This is a genomic window from Rhodoferax sp. RT5P35 (assembly GCF_056521385.1).
In genome coordinates this window covers 62630-83144 of record NZ_JBWMAX010000016.1, presented here as the reverse complement: position 1 = coordinate 83144, position 20515 = coordinate 62630, and the positions used below count along the sequence as shown (strand labels likewise).

Genomic DNA, 20515 nt, shown 5'->3' with positions numbered 1-20515 from the left:
ACAACTTGCACGGCTCGGGATGCTTTGCACCTGGTTTCATGCAAGTTAGGCCGGTGTCAAGCAAGTAATGCACGCTGGCCCATGGGCGCCAGCGGAATACGGTCAAGTGTAAGCCAGTCAACCCGCCTTGCAGGTCTTTAGCGCAGCACCACAGGTACCTGCAAAACGTCGCCTGTGTCTCGCGTGAGGCGGAAGGTGTGCACCACCTGCATCAGTTTGCCCGCTTGGTCCTGCAGGCTGTCGGCGGCGGCCGCACCCTCTTCCACCAGGGCCGCGTTTTGCTGGGTCGCGGCATCCAGTTGCTCCATCGAGTAGCTCACCAGGCCAATGCGATGGCTTTGCTCCTCAGAAGCCGAGGTGATCTCACCCATGATGTCAGACACCCGCCGCACCGACTGCACCAGCTCCTGGATGGTTTGACCGGCATGGTTGGCCAGGCTGTTGCCCACCTGCACCCGCTCCACGCTGCTGCCGATCAAGGCCTTGATTTCACGCGCCGCCGTGGCCGAGCGCACAGCCAGGTTGCGCACCTCGCTGGCCACTACTGCAAAGCCCCGCCCCTGCTCGCCCGCCCGCGCCGCTTCCACCGCGGCATTTAGCGCCAGGATGTTGGTCTGAAAAGCGATGCCGTCGATCACACCGATGATGTCGGCGATCTTTTTCGAGCTGGTGCTGATTTCGTCCATGGTGCGCACCACCTGCAGCACCACCTCGCCTCCACGCTGGGCCACTTCCGAGGCCGACGCAGCCAGGGTATTGGCCTGGCGGGCTGAACCGGCGCTCTGGCTGACAGTGCCAGTCAGGTCCGACAGCGCGGTGGCCGCACCTTGCAGATTGGTGGCAGCCTGCTCGGTCCGCTGGCTCAGGTCCAGGTTGCCAGAAGCCACCTCGGCACTGGCGACCTGGATGGACTCTGCCGTTTGGCTGATCTCGCCCACCACGGAACGCAGCCGGTCCTGCATGGCGGCAATGGCCTCCAGCAGGCGGCCTGTTTCGTCATGGATGCGCACCTCCACCTGCGAGGTTAAGTCACCCCGCGCAATCCGCTCGGCCACCACCACCGCCCGGCCCAAAGGCTGGGTGATGCTGGCAGTGGTGCGCCAGGCAATCAAGCCACCCAGCCCCAGCGCCAACAGCACCAGCAGGCCGCCGGTGGTGCGCGCGCGGCTTTGGGTTTGCTCGGCCTGGGCCGTAGTGTCTTTGTTCAGGGTATTTTGCAGCTCGATCAGCTCGGCCAATTTGGCGCGCCACAGGGTTTCGCTCGGGTCCACCCGGTTCATCAGGCCAGTGGTGGTGGCCACGGTATCGCCATCGGTGGCGGATTGGATGGCACTGGCAAGCTCGGGCCGGGTTTTGCTGCCGATGTCGGTGATGTCTTGCAGCAGCTTGCGTTCGGCCGCGGTGGTGTCGGCGGCGGTGAAGAGCGTGGTCAAGGCGGCTTCGCGCTCGGTGTACTGGGCCAGGGTTTGCTGGAGTTGTTTAACCAGTTCGGCCGACCTTTTGGTGTCGATTTCAGTGAGCATGGCCGCCGACCGGCTCTGGATGCCCAGGGTGCTGACGCTTTCCAGCATGCTGTTGACCAGCCGTGTTTTGGTGGCATTGGTGCCGGTGATCTGGTGCATCTGGTCCTGCACCGTGCCCGCCGATATCTGGCCCACGGCGGCAATGGCAATCACCAGTACCAGCATGCAGCCAAAACCCAGGCCCAGGCGGGTGGAAATGGACAGGGAGGTGGTTCGAGAGGGGGATTGCATGTGTTTTGTCCGGTTTGGCAGAGTTGTATCAAAAGGCTTCAAGCATAAGGCACACTGGTAAACCCTTATTCTCAGCAGCCCGAAGGCTTACCGCACGTGAATTAAGCCCTGTTCGCCATCAAGCGTGTCGAGCGGGTGAAAATGCTGCGTTGTGCCTCTAACTCTTTGAACGGTGTGCACTCGGGCGGTAGCGGCATCGGTGGCTCCGTCAATCTGGTACCCCAACGCGCACCCAATCACACCAACCCGCCGCGCGATTTTCTCAATGCCAGCATAAACATCTTCAGCGCCAGCGGAGAACACCGCCACCGGCGTATAAAGCTGACGCTGCAAGTCCAAACTGCCCGGGGCTCACGCCTGCGGGTCGACAACCTGGCCAACAAGCGCTACTGGGAGTCGGGGGGGGGGGGGGGCTACGCGGGCTACGGCTACCTGGTCGCCAGTGCGCCGCGCAGCTTCAATCTGAGCGCAAGCCTGGATTTTAAGGAAAAAAGGCTGCTAGCGCATATAACACCTGCGCTAGAAGCTATTATTTTTGTAGCTTAACTAGCCACCAGCATCTGGTAGATGTCGTCCTTGATCTTCAACCGCTTCTTCTTCATATTCTCCATCGCCTCGTCACCAATCGCACCGCCGTCTTGCTCTATCTTGGTGATGGCGTGGTTGACTTCGTCGTAGTCATTGAACAGGTGCAAAAAGCGCGAGCTGCTGAGCTTCAGGCTGCGCATCTTGCCAATGAGCTGCGGGAATTCATGGGCCAGGTCGTGGTTGAGTAGTTCCATGGTGTCTCCTTGGGTTGTAGTTTTAACTGCTCTGAAAATGGGATGACCGGAAGGTCAGCACCAGCGTGTCGCGGTGACCGCCCTGTGCGGTGGGCTGGATGGGGGTGGACTCGTGCACCACGCGGGCATCGTCCAGCAGCAGCAGCGTCCAGGGCGCGGTCATGGTGAAGCGTTGGCCGTGGGGCCCATCGGCTTCAAACACCCGGGTTTCACCGCCCTTGATGCCCTCGCGTCCCACCAGCAGCACGGCCACAAAGTCCACGCCGTCGCGGTGCGCGCCCTCGGGCGTGGGGCGGCCAATGCCGTCGGTGGTGTCGATGCGAAACTGGTGCGCTTCCACGTACCAGGGGGCCTGGCGGTTGCCTTTAAGCGTGGAGCAAATCTGCCCCAGCGCCACCAGCAACTGGGTCCACGCGGGCTGGGCCACGGTATCAGACAGCATGGGGGCAAACCAGCGCTCCATGCCGCCGTGCAAGGCGTTGTACTCCACCGGCTGCCAGTGCGGGCGGTGCGGTACCTGCTGCAGCGTGTCACCTTGCAGCACAAAACAGGAGTGGCGCCGACGCCGGTAGCGCCCACCGTCTTTCAGGTATTCGTCGGGCTGCAGGTCGTCCCAGCTAGGAACCAAACCGTTCAAATCGGTCAGGGTGCACCCAGCCAGTGCGGCCACGCCTTCAGGGCTGAGGGCTGCGTAGGCCTGTTGGCGCAGCACGTCCACCACCTGGGCGGGCGGCGTGATGGGGGGGATAAGCAACACGGCGCTCATGCTTCGATCTTCACGCCTTTCCAGAAAGCCACGCGGTCTGCCACTTCTTCGGCACCCATCTTAGGGTTGGTGTAGTACCAGGCTGCGTCGGTATTCATCTCGCCCTTGACCATCAGCGAGTAGTAGCTGGCCTGGCCCTTCCAGGCGCAGGTGGTTTTGTGGTTGCTGAAACCCACAAACTCGCGGTTCAGCGAGCTCAGCGGAAAATAATGGTTGCCTTCGACCACGGCAATATCGTCGCTCTCGGCGATCACAGCGCCGTTCCAAATAGCTTTCATAGAGACTCCTTCGGTTGGCTCAGAGGTAAAGGATATACCAGTCGCCCGCCTGTCACGCTTGCGATCTGTCAAGGAACCTGGTTTGGTTACCATGCTTTTTTTGCCTACCAGAGCCCAGACAATGACCACAAACCACCAGATCCGCCTTGCCAGCCGCCCCAATGGCCTGCCTACCCGCGCCAACTGGAGCGCCACCACCGAAGCCGCACAGCAGCCCGCAGCGGGCGGCGTGCTGGTCAAGGTGCTCAGCCTGTCGCTCGACCCGGCCATGCGCGGCTGGATGAACGAAGGCAAAAGCTATATCCCTCCGGTGGGCATTGGCGAGGTGATGCGCGCAGGCGGCGTGGGCGTGGTGGTGGAGTCTAAAAACCCGTTGTTTGCGGTGGGCGACCACGTATCGGGCTCGCTGGGCGTGCAGGAGTACGCGCTGATTCCCCAAGAGCAACTGCGCCGCAACGGCCTTTTTAAAATCGACCTGTCCCTGGGCAGCCTGACGCAGTGGCTCAACGTGCTGGGCATGCCCGGCATGACGGGCTATTTCGGCCTGCTCGACATCGGCCAGCCCAAGCCGGGTGAAACCGTAGTGGTGTCGGGCGCAGCCGGTGCCGTGGGCCAGACGGTGGGCCAGTTGGCCAAACTCAAGGGCTGCCAGGTAGTGGGTATTGCGGGCGGCCCGGCCAAGTGCGCCTGGGTGGTCGAAACCCTGGGTTTTGATGCCTGCATCGACTACAAGGCCGGACCGGACGCAGTACGCAATGGCCTCAAAGAGCATTGCATCGCCGGGGTAGACGTGTACTTTGACAACGTGGGCGGCGACATCCTGGACCACGTGCTGGCCCAACTGGCCCGCGAGGCCCGCATCGTGGTCTGCGGTGCCATCAGCCAGTACAACAACACCACGCCGGTGCAGGGCCCGAAAAACTACCTCAGCCTGCTGGTCAACCGCGCCCGCATGCAAGGCATGGTGGTGTTCGACTACGCTGACCGCTACCCCGTAGCCGTGGCCGAACTGGCCGGTTATCTGAAGGATGGCCGCATGGTCAGCAAGGAAGACGTGGTGGTGGGCCTGGACACTTTCCCGGAAACGCTGCTGAAGCTGTTTGCGGGTGAGAACTTTGGCAAGCTGGTGCTGCAGGTGGCCGAGGGCTAAGGCATGCCGAAAACGGTGTGCCAGCAGCGCCTGGTCGTCGTTGTTATCCGTGCTTGATGAGGTTTTTCAGCACCAGCGGCCCGCCTTTTTCCAGCAAGGCACCGACTTCGCTGACCTTGCCGAGCAAGATGGGAGCGAATCCCAGATCGGCCACCAGCTGCACGATCGCCGCAGAGGCAGCCTCGTCATTGCCCGCTAAAAACATCACGCGGCGGCCCCCGTGCTCAGCGGGATCCATTGCCAACAGCTTCGCGGGCAACTGGTTCAGCGTCTTGACCACTAGGGCCCCCGGAAACGCGGCCGCCACGACATCACTGGAGGCTTTACCTGCAAGCGCTTCGGGCGGCACACCGTAGGTATTCATCGCGTCCACAATGGTTTTACCGGTCCAGTCCGATGCCGCAGCACCCACCGCCGTGTGGGCCATGAAGGGAATGGCCAGGAGGATGGTGTCCGCCTGCAGTGCGTCTTGCAGCGCCATGGCCGTGACGGTGCCACCCAGTTCTGCCGCCAGTGCGGCCAGGGAGTCGGATCCGCGGGTGTTGGCGATGCCGACGGGAATGCCATTGCGAGCGAATTGGCGGGCCAGGGCTGTGCCGACGTTGCCGGAGCCGATGATGGAATAGGTCATGGTAGTTTCCTTAAAGTTCTAAAGAGTCCCGAATGGTGCGGCCTTTCATGCATTCTGAAAAGACGGTATATTGAGATGCAATCCATCTGTTTTCGGGATGGATGGCCAATTTTCATATTTACGTATGCTGGATGGTGTTTCACTCGATCAACTCAGAACCTTTATCGCAGCGGTCGATGAAGGCAGCTTTTCAGCCGCCGCCCGCAAGCTCAACCGCGTGCAATCGGCGGTCAGCGGCTGGGTGAACAGCCTGGAGGGGCAGATTGGCGTTACGCTTTTCGACCGCTCAGGTCGCTTCCCCAAGCTCACCGCAGAAGGCGTACTGCTGCTGGCCGATGCCCGCAACATCGTGTCGGGCGTGGACACGCTCAAGGCCCGGGCCAAGCTCATGGCGGCGGGACTGGAGGCCGAGTTGTCGGTGGTGGTGGATGTGTTCTTTCCTACCGCCGTGATCACCGAAGCCGCCAAGGCATTTGCCAGCCGGTTTCCGCTCACCCCGCTGCGGCTGTTTGTGGAGGGCCTGGGCGCGGGCTACCAGCCGGTGCTGGATGGGCGTTGCAGCCTGGGCATTCTGGCCGCCCTGCCGGTCGCATTTCCCACGCTGGTGAGCGAGCTCCTGGGCGAGGTCACGCTGGTCATGGTAGCGGCACCTGGCCATCCTCTGGCACACGTACCACAGCAGATTCCCAAGCGCTTGCTGGCGCAGCACGTGCAACTGGTGCTCACCGACCGGTCCGAGCTGATGGCGGGCCGGGACTACGGTGTTTTGTCACCCTCCACCTGGCGGCTGGCAGACTTGTCCACCAAATACGCCTTTTTGAAGGACTGCGTGGGCTGGGGCAGCATGCCGCTGCACATGGTGGCGCAGGACATCGCAGCGGGCACGCTGGTCGTGCTGGATGTGGACGGCATGCCGCGCACCGGCTACCCGCTGGCGATGTCGGCCTGCCATACGGCGTCAACGCCACCGGGGCCTGCGGGCAGATGGTTCATCGACCACCTGAAGGCCTGGGCCGTAACCGCCGTGCAAAGCGGTGCAACAGCGCAGTAGCCAAGGGCTTGTTCTAAGATGACTGATGGACAAACACTACCTGACTTCCCTTTTTGCCCCCGACTCCATCGTGGTGTTTGCCGGTGCGGCAGACACACCCGGCACGCCCCAGGCGCAGGCGCTGCTGGCGGCACTCAAAGCCCAGCAGTTCAGCGGCAGCCTCAGCTTTCTGGACATCCACACCACCGGCACGCTGGCCGATCTGGCGCAAACCCGGGCCGACCTGGCCATCATCGCCCTGCCCCCTGAAGACGTGGCTGCCGCGCTGGAGGTGGCCGGGCGCATCAAATGCCGCTCGGCCCTGGTGGTGTCCAGCGGCATCAACGCCGCGCTGGCGGCCGACCTGCATCGGGTGGCCAAGCGCCACGGCATGCATTTGCTCGGGCCCAACTGCCTGGGCTTCCAAAGCCCGCGCCGGGGGCTGAACGCCAGCGTGGCGGGGGCGCTGGCCGCGCCGGGGCATCTGGCGCTGGTATCGCAGTCGGGGGCGCTGACCGCGTCGATTCTGGACTGGGCGCAGCAAAACGCGGTGGGCTTTTCGACCGTGGTGTCGCTGGGGCCGAACACCGCCGTGGATCTGGCCCAGGTGCTGGATTTTCTGGCCGTTGATGCCAACACCCACAGCATCGTGGTCTACATGGAAGGCATCTCGGACGCGCGCCGCTTCATGAGCGCCCTGCGCGCCGCGGCCAACGCCAAGCCGGTGGTGGTGCTGAAAGCCGGGCACAAGGCCGGTGGCAACAAGGCGGCGCAAACCCATTCGGGCACCATCGTCGGCAGCGACGACGTGTTCGACGCGGCCCTGCGCCGGGCGGGGGCGGTGCGGGTGCGTTCCTTCGTGCAGCTGTTTTCGGCCGCCAAATGCCTGGCATCGCGCTACCGGGCGGTGGGCAAGCGGCTGGCCATCGTGACCAACGGCGGCGGCCCCGGCGTGCTGGCGGCCGACTGGATCAGCGAAATCGACCTGCAATTGGGCACGCTCAGCGCCGCCACCGTCGCGGCCCTGCGATCCCAATTGCCGCCACTGGCCACGCTGACCGATCTGGTAGACCTGTCCGAAGATGCCACGCCCACCCACTACCTGGCCGCCGTGCAGGCCGCCAGCGCCGACCCGCAGGTCGATGGCCTGCTGGTGATCCACTCGCCCAAAGGCGGCTGCGATGCCAGCGCCATTGCCACCGCGCTGGCCGAGTTCATGCCGCGCACCACCAAGCCGCTGCTGACCTGCTGGATGGGAGACGCCTCGGTGGGGGACGCGCGTACGCTGCTCAATGCCGCCGCCATCCCTACCTTCCGCACGCCCGAGGCGGCGGTGGGCGCGTTTGGCAACATCGCTTCGTTCTACCAAAACCAGCGCCTGCTGCAGCAAACCCCACCGCCGCTGTCGGCCCTGGCCAAGCCCGACATCGAAGGCGCGCGCCTGCTGATCGAGAGCGTGCTGGCCGAGCGCCGCAAGGTGCTGACCGAGATGGAATCCAAAGCCCTGCTGGCCGCCTTCCACATCCCGGTGACGCACACCGTGCTGGCCCGCAGCGCCAACGAGGCCATGATGATCGCCACCCAGCTGGGCTACCCGGTGGCGCTGAAGATCGACTCGCCCGACATCAGCCACAAATCCGACGTGGACGGCGTGGCGCTGAACATCGCCAACGCCGTGGGCGTGCGCGATACCTACAACGACATGGTGGCCCTGGTGGCCCGGCAGATGCCGCAGGCCCGGATTAACGGTGTCACGGTGCAAAACATGGCCCGCCACAAGCGCGGCCGCGAAATCTACATCGGCCTGGTGACCGACGACCCGTTTGGCCCGGTGATCGCCTTTGGCGCGGGCGGCACCATGATCGAACTGCTGAACGACCGCGCCATGGAGCTGCCGCCACTGAACCAGTTTCTGGCCCGCAGCCTGATTGAGCGCTCTCGGGTGGCCGAAACCCTGGGCGAATGGCGCGGTGCCAGCCCGGTAGACATGCACGCGCTGGAGCAGGTGCTAATGCGCGTGTCAGAAATGGTCTGCGCCCTGCCCCAGCTGCGCGAGATGGACATTAATCCGGTCATCGTCGATGCCTCGGGCGCGGTGGCGGTGGATGCGCGCATCGTCATCGACAGTGCACCGGTCGGCCACAGCGGACGTGGCCAAAGCTACCAGCACCTGGCCATCTTGCCCTACCCCGCCCACTACGAGCATGTGTGGCCGCTGCGTGGCGGCGGCCAGTACGCCGTACGCCCCATCCGCCCGGACGATGCCCAGATGCTGCAAGACCTGGTGCGCGGCCTGTCGGCCGAGAGCCGCTACTTCCGCTATGTGTCCATGCTGTCCGAGCTGCCGCCCAGCATGCTATCGCGCTTCACCTTGATGGACTACGACCGCGAGATGGCCCTGGTGGCGGTGTTCAAGGAGCGCACAGTCACCGACGACGGCAGCATCCTGGAGACCGAACGCATCCTGGGTGTGTCGCGCTTCATCACTAACCCCGACAGCACCAGCTGCGAGTTCTCGCTGGTGGTGGCCGATACTTACAGCGGCCGCGGCCTGGGCAGCCGCCTCATGCTCAGCATCATGGAAGTCGCCCGCGAAAAAGGCCTGAGTGACATCGAAGGCCTGGTGCTGGCCAGCAACCCCGGCATGCTCAAGCTGATGCGCAGCCTGGGCTTCACCGTGAAGCCATTTGCGGAAGACCCGGACTTCCGGTTGGTGGCGCATGCCCTCTAAAAATCGTCTTGCTACATAAAATATAGCTACTTGCGTATATCTCACCTGCGCCAGAGGCCATTTTCCTTTAAAAATTAGCCGCGCCAGGCAGGCAGTTAAAATCATTTGTCGACGATGCCGCGTCGCCAACCAAGCACAGCCCGCCAGCAGCCTGTCGGGCTGTCTTTTTTTGCGAAGACACTCCCCATGCAAGACCACTACACCGCGCTAGGCCTGTCCGCAGCCGCGACGCTGGCCGATATCAAAAAAGCCTACCGGCAGCGCGCCGCCCAGTACCACCCGGACCGCAACGCCGCCGCCGATGCCCCGCAGCTTTTCCGCGCGGTGCAAACCGCCTACGATGTGCTGAGTGACGACGAGCGCCGCAAAACCTATGACGACAACCGCCGCCGGGGCCTGCTAGACGATCCCTTAGAGACCGCCCGCGAAATCTGGCACAACTACTTAGACCAAGCACTGCAATGAAACTCTCCCGCTACTTTGCCAACCATGCCCGCGCCTACGATGCCGAGATGGACGACCTGGTGTCCGACTCCGAAGGCAAGAACGTGCTCGACCGCCGCCTGAAAGAAAAGCGCAGCCAGCTCGAATTTTTGCTGGTGATGATGGACGACAGCCCGGAAATGCTGGCCGCTGCCTTCCACCAGGGCTTTCGCTTCCCCAGCCCCAAGGCCATGGACCTGCTGGTGGCACTGGAGCCCGAGGAATTCCCTGACTGGGACCAACTGGCCCGCACCATTACCCTGGCACCCTGGGCTGTGCCCCTGGCCGCCCGCGTGCTGCGCGAACCCACTGGCGAAATCTTCATGGTGATTGCCGCCTGCCTGGAATACCTGTACACCCGCGCCGACGACCGCGGCGCACCGGTGGAAGATGACGAGGACGAAGAAGACCAAGACATCGACCCCGAAGAGCAAGAAGCCCGCGACCGCGAAGACGCCGGTGCGGCCTGGATGGAAGAACAAGGCTTCGACCACAAGCCGCCCAAAGCCTAAAAGGTTAAACCCCTATGCACTACCCCGCCATCATCAAAGCCCAAAGCCTGATCCTCGCTGGCGACATCGTCGGCGCCGAAGCCGCCCTGGTCACCCTGGCCGACGAAGAAGGCGACCACGCCCTGGTGCTGGCGCTGGACCAGTTGCCGCCCAAAGACCTGCTGGCCGTGATCCGCGAGTACGACCCGTCCAAAGACTCGGTCATCAACCTGCTGGTCACGCCCGAGCAGTTCTCGCGCGCCGTGGTCATCGAAAAGCAGTACAAAGACCTGACCCACGCCCACCTGCGCGGCATGATGAATTCGGTCATCTTCCGGGATGACAACGACCCGGTCGAGTTTCTGCGCGCCATTGGCGAACGCGAAGGCGGCTGCGATGCGCTGGCCGACTACTTGGCCGACCATTGGGGCCGGGTCGAAAGCTTTTTGCGTACCGGCACCTTTGAAGCCTCGGAAGACACGGGCGCAGTACTGTCTGAGGCCGAACTGGTGCCCCAGATGTACAACGACTTCAAGGTCGACCAGGACGAAGTCGCCGACCACGACTGGATGGAATTTACCTGGCTGCTGCGCACCCACTGCCCTGACATCCTGATCGAAGTCATGGTGATCCTGCGCGCCCGCGTCAAGGCTTTTGAAGAGGAGTCCGAGGAAGAAGAAGACGGCCACCACCAGGGCGGCCACACTCCGTTCCGCGAAACCCACGGCGAAGGCGAAGGCTCGCAAAAACGCGCGGTGGACCCAGACGAAGAATCGGCAATCTAGAGCACACCCCCAGGCTTGTTCACTGCGTGTAACAGCGCCACCCCCCTTGCAGGGGGCAACACCAGTGGCCTGGCAAAGCCAGTTCCACGGTGTTTCTGGAATGATTCCGTTCCGTTTCACACATTGCGAGTTCCCGAACCATGCAAGACACCGGCATTGCCGTCTACGACCACCGCCCATTTTTTGAAAAAGCCTTGCGCTATGGCCTGCAGCACGGGCTGATCGACGCGGCCAAGCTGGAGTCGATTCGCAACGATGCGCCCAAGGGCATGGTGCAGATTGCGCGCTACTTTGGCACCGAATTCTTGCGGCCCGAGCTGGAGAAGTCGCGCGAGCGCATGGTCAACTTGGTCAGCCTGCACCTGGAACATGTGAGTGATGGCGACCTGCATGCGGCGGCCACGCTGCTGCGCGACCACTCCATCCTGTCGCGCTCCAAGGCCGGCTCCGACATGCTCAAAGCCCTGCTGACCCTGCCAGACAACACCCACTTCAGCATGCAAGACAGCGGTGAGTTCCGCGACGAACTGATCCCGGTGCTGGCCAAATGGGCCCTGAAGCCCCTGCCTGAAATCCAGTTGGAACTGGCCAAGCGCAGCGAGATCGAAACCCGCATCGAAGCCGCCATGTGGTTTGCCCAAAAGCTGGGTGTGGCCCGGCGCGAGCTGCAGGCCGCCGACACCGACAGCGAGGCCGTCATCCGCACTGCCCTGCTGTGCGCTGCCGCAGGCCGCAGCCTGATGCCCAACTGGGCGCAGTTTGAAACCGTGGTCAACCTGCTGCGCAAACGCACCGAGGGTGGCAAAGCCGTGCCGCTGGCGCTGCCCCAGGGTGCGCCCGCGCAGTTCCAGCCGGTGCTGCAGGCCACGCTGGAGAGCATGCAAGAGCACGACCTGCAGAAAATCCTGGACGCCAGCGTCAAGCCGCGCAAGCTATTCATCCAGTCCCTGGCCTTCATGGGCCGCTACTTCTGGCTGGATGAAGGCGTGGACGACATCAGCGAACTCGACCGGGCGATTTCCGACCAGTGGCTCAAAGTGACCCAGCGGCACACCGACGACAGCTCGCTGATCACCCTCTTCCTGTGCATCGCCACCGGTGCGGCCCGCAAGACCACGCTGACCGAGACCACCGCCGCCAGCATCGTGCGCAAGATCCGCAAAGGCGGCTTCCACCCGCAGCAGGCCAGCGACTTCATCCGCGAATATGCCCCGCACGAGCACCATGGTGATTACCAAACGCTGTGGCAGAACTTTGTCGAGGAAAACCAGCGCGACCTGCTGGACGAACGCGATACCCGGCTGGTGGAAGCGATGGCCGCGCTGAAGTTGCACTGCAACATCGTCAAAGCCACGCCAAAGGAGTCCAAGGCAACCAAGTCAACCAAGTCAACCAAGTCCCCAGCCAACAGCTGATTTTTTCGACCCTACGAGCCCAAACATTTTCTTATACTGCGGACATAAGCACTGATGTAAGCGTACGCAACATGGCGCCCACCCATCTCCAGGAACCAAGTTCCCAGCCGCCAGCACGGCGTGGGCAACGCCTGATCTGGATCGCTTGGCTGTTTCTGGCCCTGGTAGGCGCAACGCTTGGTTTTGCCTACTACAGCATGGGTGTGCTGTCGGCGGCGCGGGCTTTTGTGGGGGGCGAAGGTCTGTGGTCCAAAGCCGAACGGGATGCCATCTACGCACTGTCCCGCTACGCCAACACCCGCGACGAGCGCGACTACCAAGCCTACTCCAGCGCCTTGGGCATTATTTTGGGCGACCGCCAGTTCCGCCTGGAGCTGGACAAACCCCAGCCCAACCTGCACCTATCCCGCCAGGGCCTGCTGCTAGGGCGCAACCACCCTGACGACATAGACGGCATGGTCAGCCTGTTTCGCAACTTTCGCCAGGTTGCAGAAATCGACCGGGCCATAACGCTCTGGGCCACGGCCGACACCAGCATCGACCACCTGCAGGTGGTCGGCGAGCGCCTGCACACCGCCGTGCAAACCCAGACCCTGGACGCGCCCATGGCCAACGATATCCAGGAAGAGCTGTACCAGATCAGCCTGACGCTGGCACCACTGGCCGACGCGTTCTCCTATTCGCTGGGCGAAGCCTCGCGGCGTGCCAAAAGTGCCTTGCTGTGGACCATGTTCATTGCCGCCACCCTGCTGGCCACCGCTGCGCTGGTGTTCTCGCGGCGGCTGGTGCGCGACAGCGAGAGCCTGCAACGCGCGCTGCAAGAAGGCGGGCAGCAACTACAGAAACTGCTGCAGGCCGGTCCCTTCCCGATGACGATTACGTCTGAACACACAGGCACCGTGCTGTACGCCAACCAGCGGGCGCTGGCGCAGTTCAAAACCACCATGCAAGACCTGCAGAACGCCAACTCCAAAGACTTCTACTGCCGCCCGGAAGACCGCGCGCAGTGGCTGCAGCGCTTCCAGGGCCAGGACAGCATGCAAGACTGGGAGGTGGAGTTGAAGGACCGGCAAGGTGGCAGCTTTTGGGCCCTGGTGTCGTCCCAGAGGATCCAATTCCAGGGCCAGGATTGCATGCTCAATGCGCTCAACAACATCGAACTGCGCAAGCGGGCCGAAAATGCCCTGCACCACCGGGCCTACCACGACGAACTCACCGACCTGCCTAACCGCGCCATGTGCATGGACGCGCTGCAGCGCATTCTGTGCCGGTGCGAACGCAAAAGCCTGCCGTTTTCCATCCTGTTCATCGACCTGGACCATTTCAAATCTATCAACGACACGCTGGGCCACATAGCGGGCGACCAACTGTTACAGCAAGTGGCCCAGCGCATCCAGTCCTGCATGCGCGGCGGTGACCTGGTGGCGCGGCTGGGTGGCGACGAATTCATCGTGGTGGTGGAAGAGCAGCACGACATGGCAGAACTACAGCTTATCGCCGATAAAATCCTGCATACAGTAGAACCCGTGTATCTGCTTAGCGGGCACAGTGTGCACGTTACCGCCAGCATTGGCATCAGTCGCTATCCGCAAGACGGCACCGATGTACAGCAGCTGCTCTCCCATGCCGACAACGCCATGTACCACGCCAAAGCCGGCGGACGCAACGACGTGAGCTTCTTCACCCCACCCTAACTTTATGGACTCGGTGCAGAGCACCCGAGCCATCAAAGTTTTTTCAAGTTAAAAATGCCCCTCTTCTGGTCCCGAATCCGCCGCCTGCTGGGCACCCTTGTCTTGACTCTCCTGCTCTGTATCCCGCTGGCCCTGGCCTGGGCCGCATACCTGGCCATCGACGATGCACCCCTGCTGGCTACTGCCCCTGGCAACAGCATCACCCCCAGCCGTATGGCCAGCGCGCAACGCCTGCTGGCCCGCATCGACCCGCGCAAAACGCCGCCGGGCGCGCTGCGCACCCTGCAATTGGGCGAGGACGACCTGAACCTGGCAGTGGCCTACATCGCCAGCCAACGCCCCCACACCCGCGCCCAGGTGCTGCTGCAAGATGGCAGCGCCACCTTGCGCGCCAGCACCTTTTTGCCACCCAATCCGTTTGGCGACTACCTCAACATCCAGGCCGTGCTGCTAGAGACGCCGGGCACTCCGCAGATCGACCGGTTGACCCTGGGCCGCCTCACCGTGCCGCCCAAGATCGCCAACCAGTTGCTGCGCTTTGGCCTGTGGCGGCTGCAGGCCAGCCCCACATCCGTGGCGGGCGCGGCTGCCGACAGCATCCAGCACGTGGGCGTGCGCAACGGCGTGCTGAGCGTGCAGTTTGTGTGGAACGATGCCATCCCCGCCCAGCTCCAGGCCGCCCTGGTGCCCCCCGAGGTACAGGCCCGGCTGCAGGCCTACCAGGGCCGCCTGGTCGAAGCGGCCGCCCAGCCCGGCCCGCGCACCCTGAGCCTGGGCGCGCTGGTACAGCCCCTGCTAGAGCTGGCTGCGCAACGTAGCGATGCCACTAACAGCCTGGCCGACGAACACCGTGCCGCCCTGGTCGCACTGGCCTTCTATGTCAATGGCAAGGGTATCGGGGCCATCCTGCCCGCCGCGCGCGACTGGCCGCGGCCCGCGCTGCGCACCACCACCCTGGCGGGCCGCACCGACACTGCCCAGCACTTCAGCATCTCTGCCGCGCTGGCGGCCGCCGCAGGCAGCCCGCTGGCCGACATGGTGGGCGTATACAAAGAGCTGGACGATGCGCAAGGCGGCAGCGGCTTCTCGTTCAACGACCTGGCCGCCGACCGCGCTGGCACCCGCCTGGGCGAGCTGGCCACCGGCGGTGCCGCCGCCCAGCTCAGCCTGCAAAAACGCCTGGCCCAGGGCCTGGGCGATGCCGACCTGCTGCCCAAGGTCAGCGACCTGCCCGAAGACCTGCAAGCCGCAGAGTTCCAGAAACGCTTTGGCGGGGTGGACGGCCCGGGCTACAAAAAGATGGCGCTGGAGATTGAACGCCGCATCGGCGCGCTCGGGTTGTACCGATGAGTCCACAAGGTAATTTTTTAAGCGTTTTAGGGCTCTAGCGCATATTCCATCTGCGCTATATGCTATTAAATATGTAGCAACAGGCTTCTGAGCCATGCCGTCTTTGGGCAGGTTGAACCGGTCAGCACAACTATAATGAGAATTATTCTCAACAAAGTAGTGCCTGCCGTCCATGTCGCTTGCCCCCACCCATGCCCTGCTGGCGGACTTTCCCACCCACTACCGGGGGCTGCTGCGTTTTCTGGCCCGCCGCACCGGCTGTGTGGACACCGCGCAAGACCTGGCCCACGACACCTGGATGCGACTGGCCGAACGAAACCAGGCGCTGACCCCGCCAGTACTGGCACCCGACTCTGACACCCGCGCCTACCTGTACACCGTGGCCGCCAACCTGGCTGCCAACCTGCACCGCCACCACGACCGGGGGGCCGAGCTCTTTGTACCGGGTACCGACACTGCGTTGTACGCCGACCCCCCTACCGGCGACGCAGCCCAGCGGCTCGGCCTGCAGCAGGCCATTGCGGCCATCGAAGCCGCACTGCACGCCCTGCCCGCGCGTTGCCGCAGCATTTTTTTGGCCCACCGGCTCGACGGTGTGGGCCAGCAAGCCCTGGCGTTGCAGCACGGCATCTCCGTCAAAACCGTGGAACGCGACATCCTGCTGGCCATGGACAGCGTGCACGCCGCCATGCTGCGCTGGCGCGGCGATCCGCCTGTCCGCAGCCCGCGCCACGGCCGCCGCCAAACCTTGTCAGCCCTGCTGGCGGTGGTGGGCTTGGGTACGGCAACCACGGTAACGCATGCCGTCTGGCAGCAGTGGCGCAGCCGCGTAGCCACGTTCACACTGGCCCTGCAAACCCCTACCGCACGCCAGTTACAGCAAACCCTGCCCGATGGCAGCGTGCTGACGCTGGATGCCGCCAGCCGCGCCGATGTGGCCTTGTATGCCGACCGCCGCAGCGTGCGCCTGCTGGCGGGCAGCGCCTTCTTTGCCGTGGCGCGCGACACCGAACGCCCGTTTGTGGTGGACACCGCGCTGGCCCGCATCACCGTGCTGGGCACCCAGTTCGCGGTGGAGATGGAAGACGGCGCGGTGCTGGTGGCCGTGGCATCGGGCCGCGTACAGGTGCAGCCGCTGGATGGCCCACCGGTAGACCTGCTGGGCGGTGACCAGGTGCGCATCGCGCCCGCCCAAGCACCTCAACTGCAACGCGCGCTGCCCACTGACACCCAAGACATAGCCCCCTGGCGCAGCGGCTGGCTGGACTTTCGCGGCACGCCGCTGGCCGTTGCGGTGCAGCGCCTGGCGCGCTACTACCCGCACCCCATACGCGTGGCTCCCGGCGTGGCGCAGTTGCCGGTGCTGGGCCGCTTGCGTACCGCCAGTACCGGTGAATGGCTGCGGCTGCTGCCCCGGTCGCTGCCGGTGCGGGTAGCGCTGGCAGCGGATGGCGCGGTGGAGATCACGCCAAAGAATTAAAAAACCTGAGGGAATTTAGCGGGCCAGGTGTTCATGGAAGTGAGACCTTGTTTTTAACCTGCATTGATGGAGTTCCACCGGATGACCCGCCCTTCCCTTTTCGCCCTGACGACCCTGGCCATCGCATTCCATGCCCCCGCTTGGGCCCAGGCCCCGTATGCCCTGGCCGCCCAGCCGCTGGACCAGGCCCTGGTGCAACTCGCCCGCCAGGCCGGCCTGCAACTGGTCGCGCCGCACGACCAGTTACAGGGCCGCCAGGCGCTGGCCATCGCCCCCACGCCAGATCTGCGCACCGCGCTGGAAAGCCTGCTGCGCGGCAGCGGCCTGCAGGGCCGGGTGGACGGCCGCACCCTGGTGGTAGAACGGCTGCCGTCGGCCGCCGCGCAAACCCTGCCGGAGGTGAGGGTCACCGCCCAGGCCGAGCGGGAACGGGCCAACGGTCCGGTCAAGGGCCATATCGCCCAGCGCAGCGCCACCGCCACCAAGACCGACACGCCGCTGGGCGAGATCCCCCGCGCCATCTCGGTCATCACCCGCCAGGAGCTGGACGACCAAAAGCCCAGCAGCATCGTGCAGGCGCTGGGCTACACGGCGGGCGTGTTCTCTGCCAACAACCCGTATTCAACCGATTCGCAGCAGATTGCGCTGCGCGGCTTCACCAGCACCACCGGCACCAGCGACTTCTTCTACCGCGACGGCATGCGCATCGCCACCATCGCCTTCACCGGGCGGCAGTCGGTCGAGCCGTATGCGCTGGAGCGCATCGAAGTGCTGCGCGGCCCGGCGTCGGTGCTGTTCGGCCAGAACGTGCCGGGCGGCATCGTCAACCTGGTGTCCAAGCAGCCCACCGACCTGCCGCAGCGCGAAGTGGAGGTGCAAGTTGGCAGCTTCCACCGCAAGCAGGTGGCCGCCGATTTCAGCGGCCCAATCGACACCGAAGGCCAACTGGCCTACCGCCTGACCGCCCTGAAGCGCGACGGCGACACCCAGACCGATTACCTGGTAGACCAGCGCGACTTTCTGTCTGGCACGCTGGCCTGGCACCCGACAACCCAAACCGACGTAACGCTGCGCGCCGAATACCAGCACAACAAGGGCGGCGGCATCAACCTGCTGCCCGCCTCCGGCACCGTACTGCCCAACCCCAACGGCAAAATCCCGGTGAACCGCGCGCAAAGCACGGACGCAGGCAAAACCTACCAGAACACCGACTTTGGCTACCAGCTGGAACACCGCGCCAATGCAACGTGGACGCTGCGCCAGAGCCTGCGCTATTCGCAAACCAAGGCTGACGCTGGGGGCCTGGGCATCCTCACCACCTACGCGGCCAACCAGCGCAACGTCACCAGCACCAATTCGCTGATGGTCACCGACGGCGACCAGTGGAGCGCCGACAACCAGGCCCAGGCACGCTTCAACACCGGCGCAGCCGAGCACACCATGCTGGTCGGGTTGGACTACGTGCGTGGCAGCGGCCACACCGTGACGGGCGACGGCGCATCGGGCACGTTGAACCTGTTCGCGCCGGTCTACGTGTCGGCACCGCGCCCGGCGGCCACCGGCTACAACCAGAACGACCTGCGCCAGACCGGCTTGTACCTGCAGGAACAACTCAAATACGACAAAAAGTGGGTGCTGTCGCTGGGTGGCCGGCAAGACTGGTCCGACTACCGCAGCGAACGCCAGCGCACCAGCGGCAACACCGTAGCCCGCATGCAAGACAGCGCCTTTACCGGCCAGGCCGGGCTGGCCTATCTGTCCGAATCCGGCATCACGCCGTACGCCAACTACGCCACCTCGTTCATGCCGGTGACCAGCATTGGCAGCTTCGACGGCACACCGTTCCAGCCCGAGACCGGCCAGCAGTTCGAAATCGGCATGAAATACCAGCCGCAGGACGGCAGCCGCATGCTGGCGCTGTCGGTGTTCGACCTACGCAAACAAAATGCCAGCACCACCGACCCGGCGCACACCAACTACCTGGTCCAGACCGGCGAGGTGCGTTCGCGCGGCCTGGAACTCGAAGGCAAGGCCGTGGTGGCCCGCGACTGGACCCTGAGCGGCAGCTATACCTACACCGATGCCGACATCACCAAGGACAACACCGACAGCGACCGCAACGGTATACCCGACCTGGTCGGCAAGTCCGTACCCAACGCGCCCAAACACCTGGCTTCGGCCTGGGCCGACTACGCGTTTACATCAGAAGGCTTGCGCGGGCTCAGCCTGGGCGGCGGCCTGCGCCACATCGGCAAGCGCTACGGCAACAACCTGAACACCTGGAGCGTGTCCGACGTAACGCTGTTCGACCTTGCGCTGCGCTACGACCTGGGCCAGGCCAGCAGCGCCCTGCGCGGCGCGCAGATCAGCCTGAACGTCAGCAACCTGGGCGACAAAATTTACGCGGGCTACTGCTACAACTCTTGCCAGTACGGCGCACGCCGCACCGCGATTGCCAGCCTGCGTTACCGCTGGTGATGCCTAGGCTGGTGATGCGGCCGCTGCTGGTGGCCGTGCACCGCTATGTCGGCCTGGTGATGGCGGGCTTTCTGCTGGTGGCCGGGCTCACCGGCAGCCTGCTGGCCTGGAACGACGCGCTGGAGGCGTGGATCAGCCCGCGCTTGTTCCGGGTGGATCCTATGATGCAACCGCTCGACCCGCTGGTGCTGCGTGCCCTGGTGGCCGCGTGCTACCCGCAAGCCCGCGTCACGTACGCCAAGCTGCGGCAGGAGCCGGGCCACGCGGCCAAATTCCTGCTGTTCACGCGGGTGGGAGAACCTGGCCCGCTGCCCAACAACCAGTCTTCGTGCACCCGGCCACGGGCGAAATATTGGGCGAGCGCCGCTGGGGCGACCTGTCGCAGGGCAGCAAGAACCTGATGCCCTTCGTCTACCGCATGCACTACTCGCTGGCGCTCGGCACGGTGGGCAGCTATGCCTTCGGCATCGTGGCGTTGCTGTGGACGCTGGATTGCTTCGTCGGGGCCTACCTCAGCTTTCCGCTCCGCGCGAAGACATCCAAGCCCTGGTTCAGCCGATGGTGGCCAGCCTGGAAAATCCGTTGGGGCAGCGGCAGCCACAAGCTGAATTTTGACCTGCACCGCGCCAGCGGCCTGTGGCCCTGGGCGATGCTGTTCGTGCTGGCCTGGAGCAGCGTCGCCTTCAACCTCACCGAGGTCTACAAGCCCACCATGTCGATCTTGGTGGACTACCAGCCCAACACCCGCAGCCTGCCGCTGCTGCCGCGTCCGCAGCCCGAGCCCGGCATCGCCTGGCCCGAGGCCCGCGCCATCGGTCGCAGCCTGATGGCGCAGGCGGCGCTGCAGCACGGCTTCGCCGTTCTGGAAGAAGAAGCCCTGGTCTACGACCCGCATAAGGCCTTGTACCGCTACGACGTGCTCAGCAGCCTGGACCCGCGCGACCACGGCGGCGCCACCAGCCTGTACTTCGATGCCCATACCGGCGCACAGCGCCACCTCTGGCGGCCCACCGGCGCGGCCGCGGGGGACACCATCCGCATCTGGCTCGCCGCCCTGCACATGGCGGCCACGTGGGGATGGCCGTTCAGGTTGTTTATCTGCCTGCTGGGGCTGGCGGTTACGGTGCTGTCGGTCACGGGTGTACTGGTGTGGCACAAAAAGCGGCGCGCCCGCCAAGTACAAAATTTGAATAAAAACAGCCTCCAGCGCATATAGA

18 protein-coding genes and 1 pseudogene are annotated in these 20515 nt (G+C 64.2%); 14 read left to right on the top strand and 5 right to left on the bottom strand.

Features of this window, described 5'->3' with window-relative positions:
• Positions 1–137 precede the first annotated feature (137 nt).
• Complete coding sequence (locus AC097L_RS20850; RefSeq protein WP_479588632.1) at positions 138–1754, bottom strand: methyl-accepting chemotaxis protein; 1617 nt, start codon at positions 1752–1754, stop codon at positions 138–140.
• Positions 1755–1889: 135 nt separating this feature from the next.
• Between AC097L_RS20850 and AC097L_RS20845 the strand changes: the two genes are divergently transcribed.
• Entirely contained in the window at positions 1890–2300 is a 411-nt protein-coding gene (locus tag AC097L_RS20845; RefSeq protein ID WP_479588631.1) for a hypothetical protein, read from the top strand.
• On the opposite strand, the gene AC097L_RS20840 is transcribed toward AC097L_RS20845, so the two are convergent.
• Genes AC097L_RS20840 through AC097L_RS20830 form a run of 3 tightly spaced genes read right to left on the bottom strand, consistent with a single transcriptional unit; the run spans position 2297 to position 3580 of the window.
• Positions 2297–2536 (bottom strand): HP1242/YdcH family protein, encoded by a 240-nt coding sequence (locus AC097L_RS20840; protein ID WP_479588630.1) that lies wholly within the window; start codon positions 2534–2536, stop codon positions 2297–2299. The genes AC097L_RS20845 and AC097L_RS20840 overlap by 4 nt on opposite strands.
• Positions 2537–2558: 22 nt before the next feature.
• Positions 2559–3302, bottom strand: a complete 744-nt coding sequence (locus AC097L_RS20835) for a 2OG-Fe dioxygenase family protein (protein WP_479588629.1) — start codon at positions 3300–3302, stop codon at positions 2559–2561.
• Entirely contained in the window at positions 3299–3580 is a 282-nt protein-coding gene (locus AC097L_RS20830) for a DUF427 domain-containing protein (protein ID WP_479588628.1), read from the bottom strand. The genes AC097L_RS20835 and AC097L_RS20830 overlap by 4 nt, the downstream gene beginning before the upstream one ends.
• A gap of 121 nt (positions 3581–3701) precedes the next feature.
• Here AC097L_RS20830 and AC097L_RS20825 point away from each other — a divergent pair, with 121 nt between their 5' ends.
• A complete protein-coding gene (locus tag AC097L_RS20825; RefSeq protein WP_479588627.1) occupies positions 3702–4730 on the top strand; it encodes an NADP-dependent oxidoreductase in 1029 nt (342 codons plus the stop codon).
• 43 nt (positions 4731–4773) lie between these two features.
• On the opposite strand, the gene AC097L_RS20820 is transcribed toward AC097L_RS20825, so the two are convergent.
• Complete coding sequence (locus AC097L_RS20820) at positions 4774–5361, bottom strand: NADPH-dependent F420 reductase (protein WP_479588626.1); 588 nt, start codon at positions 5359–5361, stop codon at positions 4774–4776.
• A 124-nt stretch (positions 5362–5485) separates the two neighbouring features.
• Between AC097L_RS20820 and AC097L_RS20815 the strand changes: the two genes are divergently transcribed.
• The 12 genes and pseudogenes from AC097L_RS20815 to AC097L_RS20760 all read left to right on the top strand — a co-directional run bounded on the left by AC097L_RS20815 (position 5486) and on the right by AC097L_RS20760 (position 20514).
• Positions 5486–6412 (top strand): LysR family transcriptional regulator, encoded by a 927-nt coding sequence (locus AC097L_RS20815; protein WP_479588625.1) that lies wholly within the window; start codon positions 5486–5488, stop codon positions 6410–6412.
• A gap of 25 nt (positions 6413–6437) precedes the next feature.
• Complete coding sequence (locus AC097L_RS20810) at positions 6438–9122, top strand: bifunctional acetate--CoA ligase family protein/GNAT family N-acetyltransferase (RefSeq protein ID WP_479588624.1); 2685 nt, start codon at positions 6438–6440, stop codon at positions 9120–9122.
• Between the two features lie 186 nt (positions 9123–9308).
• Complete coding sequence (locus AC097L_RS20805; protein ID WP_479588623.1) at positions 9309–9587, top strand: DnaJ domain-containing protein; 279 nt, start codon at positions 9309–9311, stop codon at positions 9585–9587.
• Positions 9584–10117 (top strand): hypothetical protein, encoded by a 534-nt coding sequence (locus tag AC097L_RS20800; protein ID WP_479588622.1) that lies wholly within the window; start codon positions 9584–9586, stop codon positions 10115–10117. The genes AC097L_RS20805 and AC097L_RS20800 overlap by 4 nt, the downstream gene beginning before the upstream one ends.
• Positions 10118–10131: 14 nt before the next feature.
• Complete coding sequence (locus AC097L_RS20795) at positions 10132–10881, top strand: hypothetical protein (protein WP_295956419.1); 750 nt, start codon at positions 10132–10134, stop codon at positions 10879–10881.
• 140 nt (positions 10882–11021) lie between these two features.
• Positions 11022–12296 carry a hypothetical protein gene (locus AC097L_RS20790; RefSeq protein WP_479588621.1) on the top strand — a complete coding sequence of 425 codons (1275 nt, stop codon included), beginning with the start codon at positions 11022–11024 and terminating at the stop codon, positions 12294–12296.
• A gap of 71 nt (positions 12297–12367) precedes the next feature.
• Positions 12368–13990 carry a diguanylate cyclase domain-containing protein gene (locus AC097L_RS20785; protein ID WP_479588620.1) on the top strand — a complete coding sequence of 541 codons (1623 nt, stop codon included), beginning with the start codon at positions 12368–12370 and terminating at the stop codon, positions 13988–13990.
• Positions 13991–14044: 54 nt separating this feature from the next.
• Positions 14045–15340 (top strand): hypothetical protein, encoded by a 1296-nt coding sequence (locus AC097L_RS20780; RefSeq protein ID WP_479588619.1) that lies wholly within the window; start codon positions 14045–14047, stop codon positions 15338–15340.
• Between the two features lie 172 nt (positions 15341–15512).
• The gene (locus AC097L_RS20775) at positions 15513–16820 is read left to right on the top strand and encodes a sigma-70 family RNA polymerase sigma factor (protein WP_479588618.1); all 1308 of its coding nucleotides are present in this window, start codon (positions 15513–15515) and stop codon (positions 16818–16820) included.
• An 81-nt stretch (positions 16821–16901) separates the two neighbouring features.
• Positions 16902–19298, top strand: coding sequence for a TonB-dependent siderophore receptor (locus tag AC097L_RS20770; protein WP_479588617.1), 2397 nt, complete (start codon positions 16902–16904; stop codon positions 19296–19298).
• Positions 19298–19504, top strand: a pseudogene (locus AC097L_RS20765) (PepSY domain-containing protein); the annotation flags it as partial. The gene AC097L_RS20770 and the pseudogene AC097L_RS20765, both read left to right, overlap by 1 nt.
• Entirely contained in the window at positions 19426–20514 is a 1089-nt protein-coding gene (locus tag AC097L_RS20760; protein WP_479588616.1) for a PepSY-associated TM helix domain-containing protein, read from the top strand. The pseudogene AC097L_RS20765 and the gene AC097L_RS20760, both read left to right, overlap by 79 nt.
• Position 20515 lies beyond the last annotated feature (1 nt).

Bases quoted from the DNA above. Each gene is read 5' to 3' on its own strand.
- AC097L_RS20850 (WP_479588632.1), bottom strand. From the start codon at position 1,754: ATGCAATCCCCCTCTCGAACCACCTCCCTGTCCATTTCCACCCGCCTG.
- AC097L_RS20840 (WP_479588630.1), bottom strand. From the start codon at position 2,536: ATGGAACTACTCAACCACGACCTGGCCCATGAATTCCCGCAGCTCATT.
- AC097L_RS20835 (WP_479588629.1), bottom strand. From the start codon at position 3,302: ATGAGCGCCGTGTTGCTTATCCCCCCCATCACGCCGCCCGCCCAGGTG.
- AC097L_RS20830 (WP_479588628.1), bottom strand. From the start codon at position 3,580: ATGAAAGCTATTTGGAACGGCGCTGTGATCGCCGAGAGCGACGATATT.
- AC097L_RS20825 (WP_479588627.1), top strand. From the start codon at position 3,702: ATGACCACAAACCACCAGATCCGCCTTGCCAGCCGCCCCAATGGCCTG.
- AC097L_RS20820 (WP_479588626.1), bottom strand. From the start codon at position 5,361: ATGACCTATTCCATCATCGGCTCCGGCAACGTCGGCACAGCCCTGGCC.
- AC097L_RS20815 (WP_479588625.1), top strand. From the start codon at position 5,486: ATGCTGGATGGTGTTTCACTCGATCAACTCAGAACCTTTATCGCAGCG.
- AC097L_RS20810 (WP_479588624.1), top strand. From the start codon at position 6,438: ATGGACAAACACTACCTGACTTCCCTTTTTGCCCCCGACTCCATCGTG.
- AC097L_RS20805 (WP_479588623.1), top strand. From the start codon at position 9,309: ATGCAAGACCACTACACCGCGCTAGGCCTGTCCGCAGCCGCGACGCTG.
- AC097L_RS20800 (WP_479588622.1), top strand. From the start codon at position 9,584: ATGAAACTCTCCCGCTACTTTGCCAACCATGCCCGCGCCTACGATGCC.
- AC097L_RS20795 (WP_295956419.1), top strand. From the start codon at position 10,132: ATGCACTACCCCGCCATCATCAAAGCCCAAAGCCTGATCCTCGCTGGC.
- AC097L_RS20790 (WP_479588621.1), top strand. From the start codon at position 11,022: ATGCAAGACACCGGCATTGCCGTCTACGACCACCGCCCATTTTTTGAA.
- AC097L_RS20785 (WP_479588620.1), top strand. From the start codon at position 12,368: ATGGCGCCCACCCATCTCCAGGAACCAAGTTCCCAGCCGCCAGCACGG.
- AC097L_RS20780 (WP_479588619.1), top strand. From the start codon at position 14,045: ATGCCCCTCTTCTGGTCCCGAATCCGCCGCCTGCTGGGCACCCTTGTC.
- AC097L_RS20775 (WP_479588618.1), top strand. From the start codon at position 15,513: ATGTCGCTTGCCCCCACCCATGCCCTGCTGGCGGACTTTCCCACCCAC.
- AC097L_RS20770 (WP_479588617.1), top strand. From the start codon at position 16,902: ATGACCCGCCCTTCCCTTTTCGCCCTGACGACCCTGGCCATCGCATTC.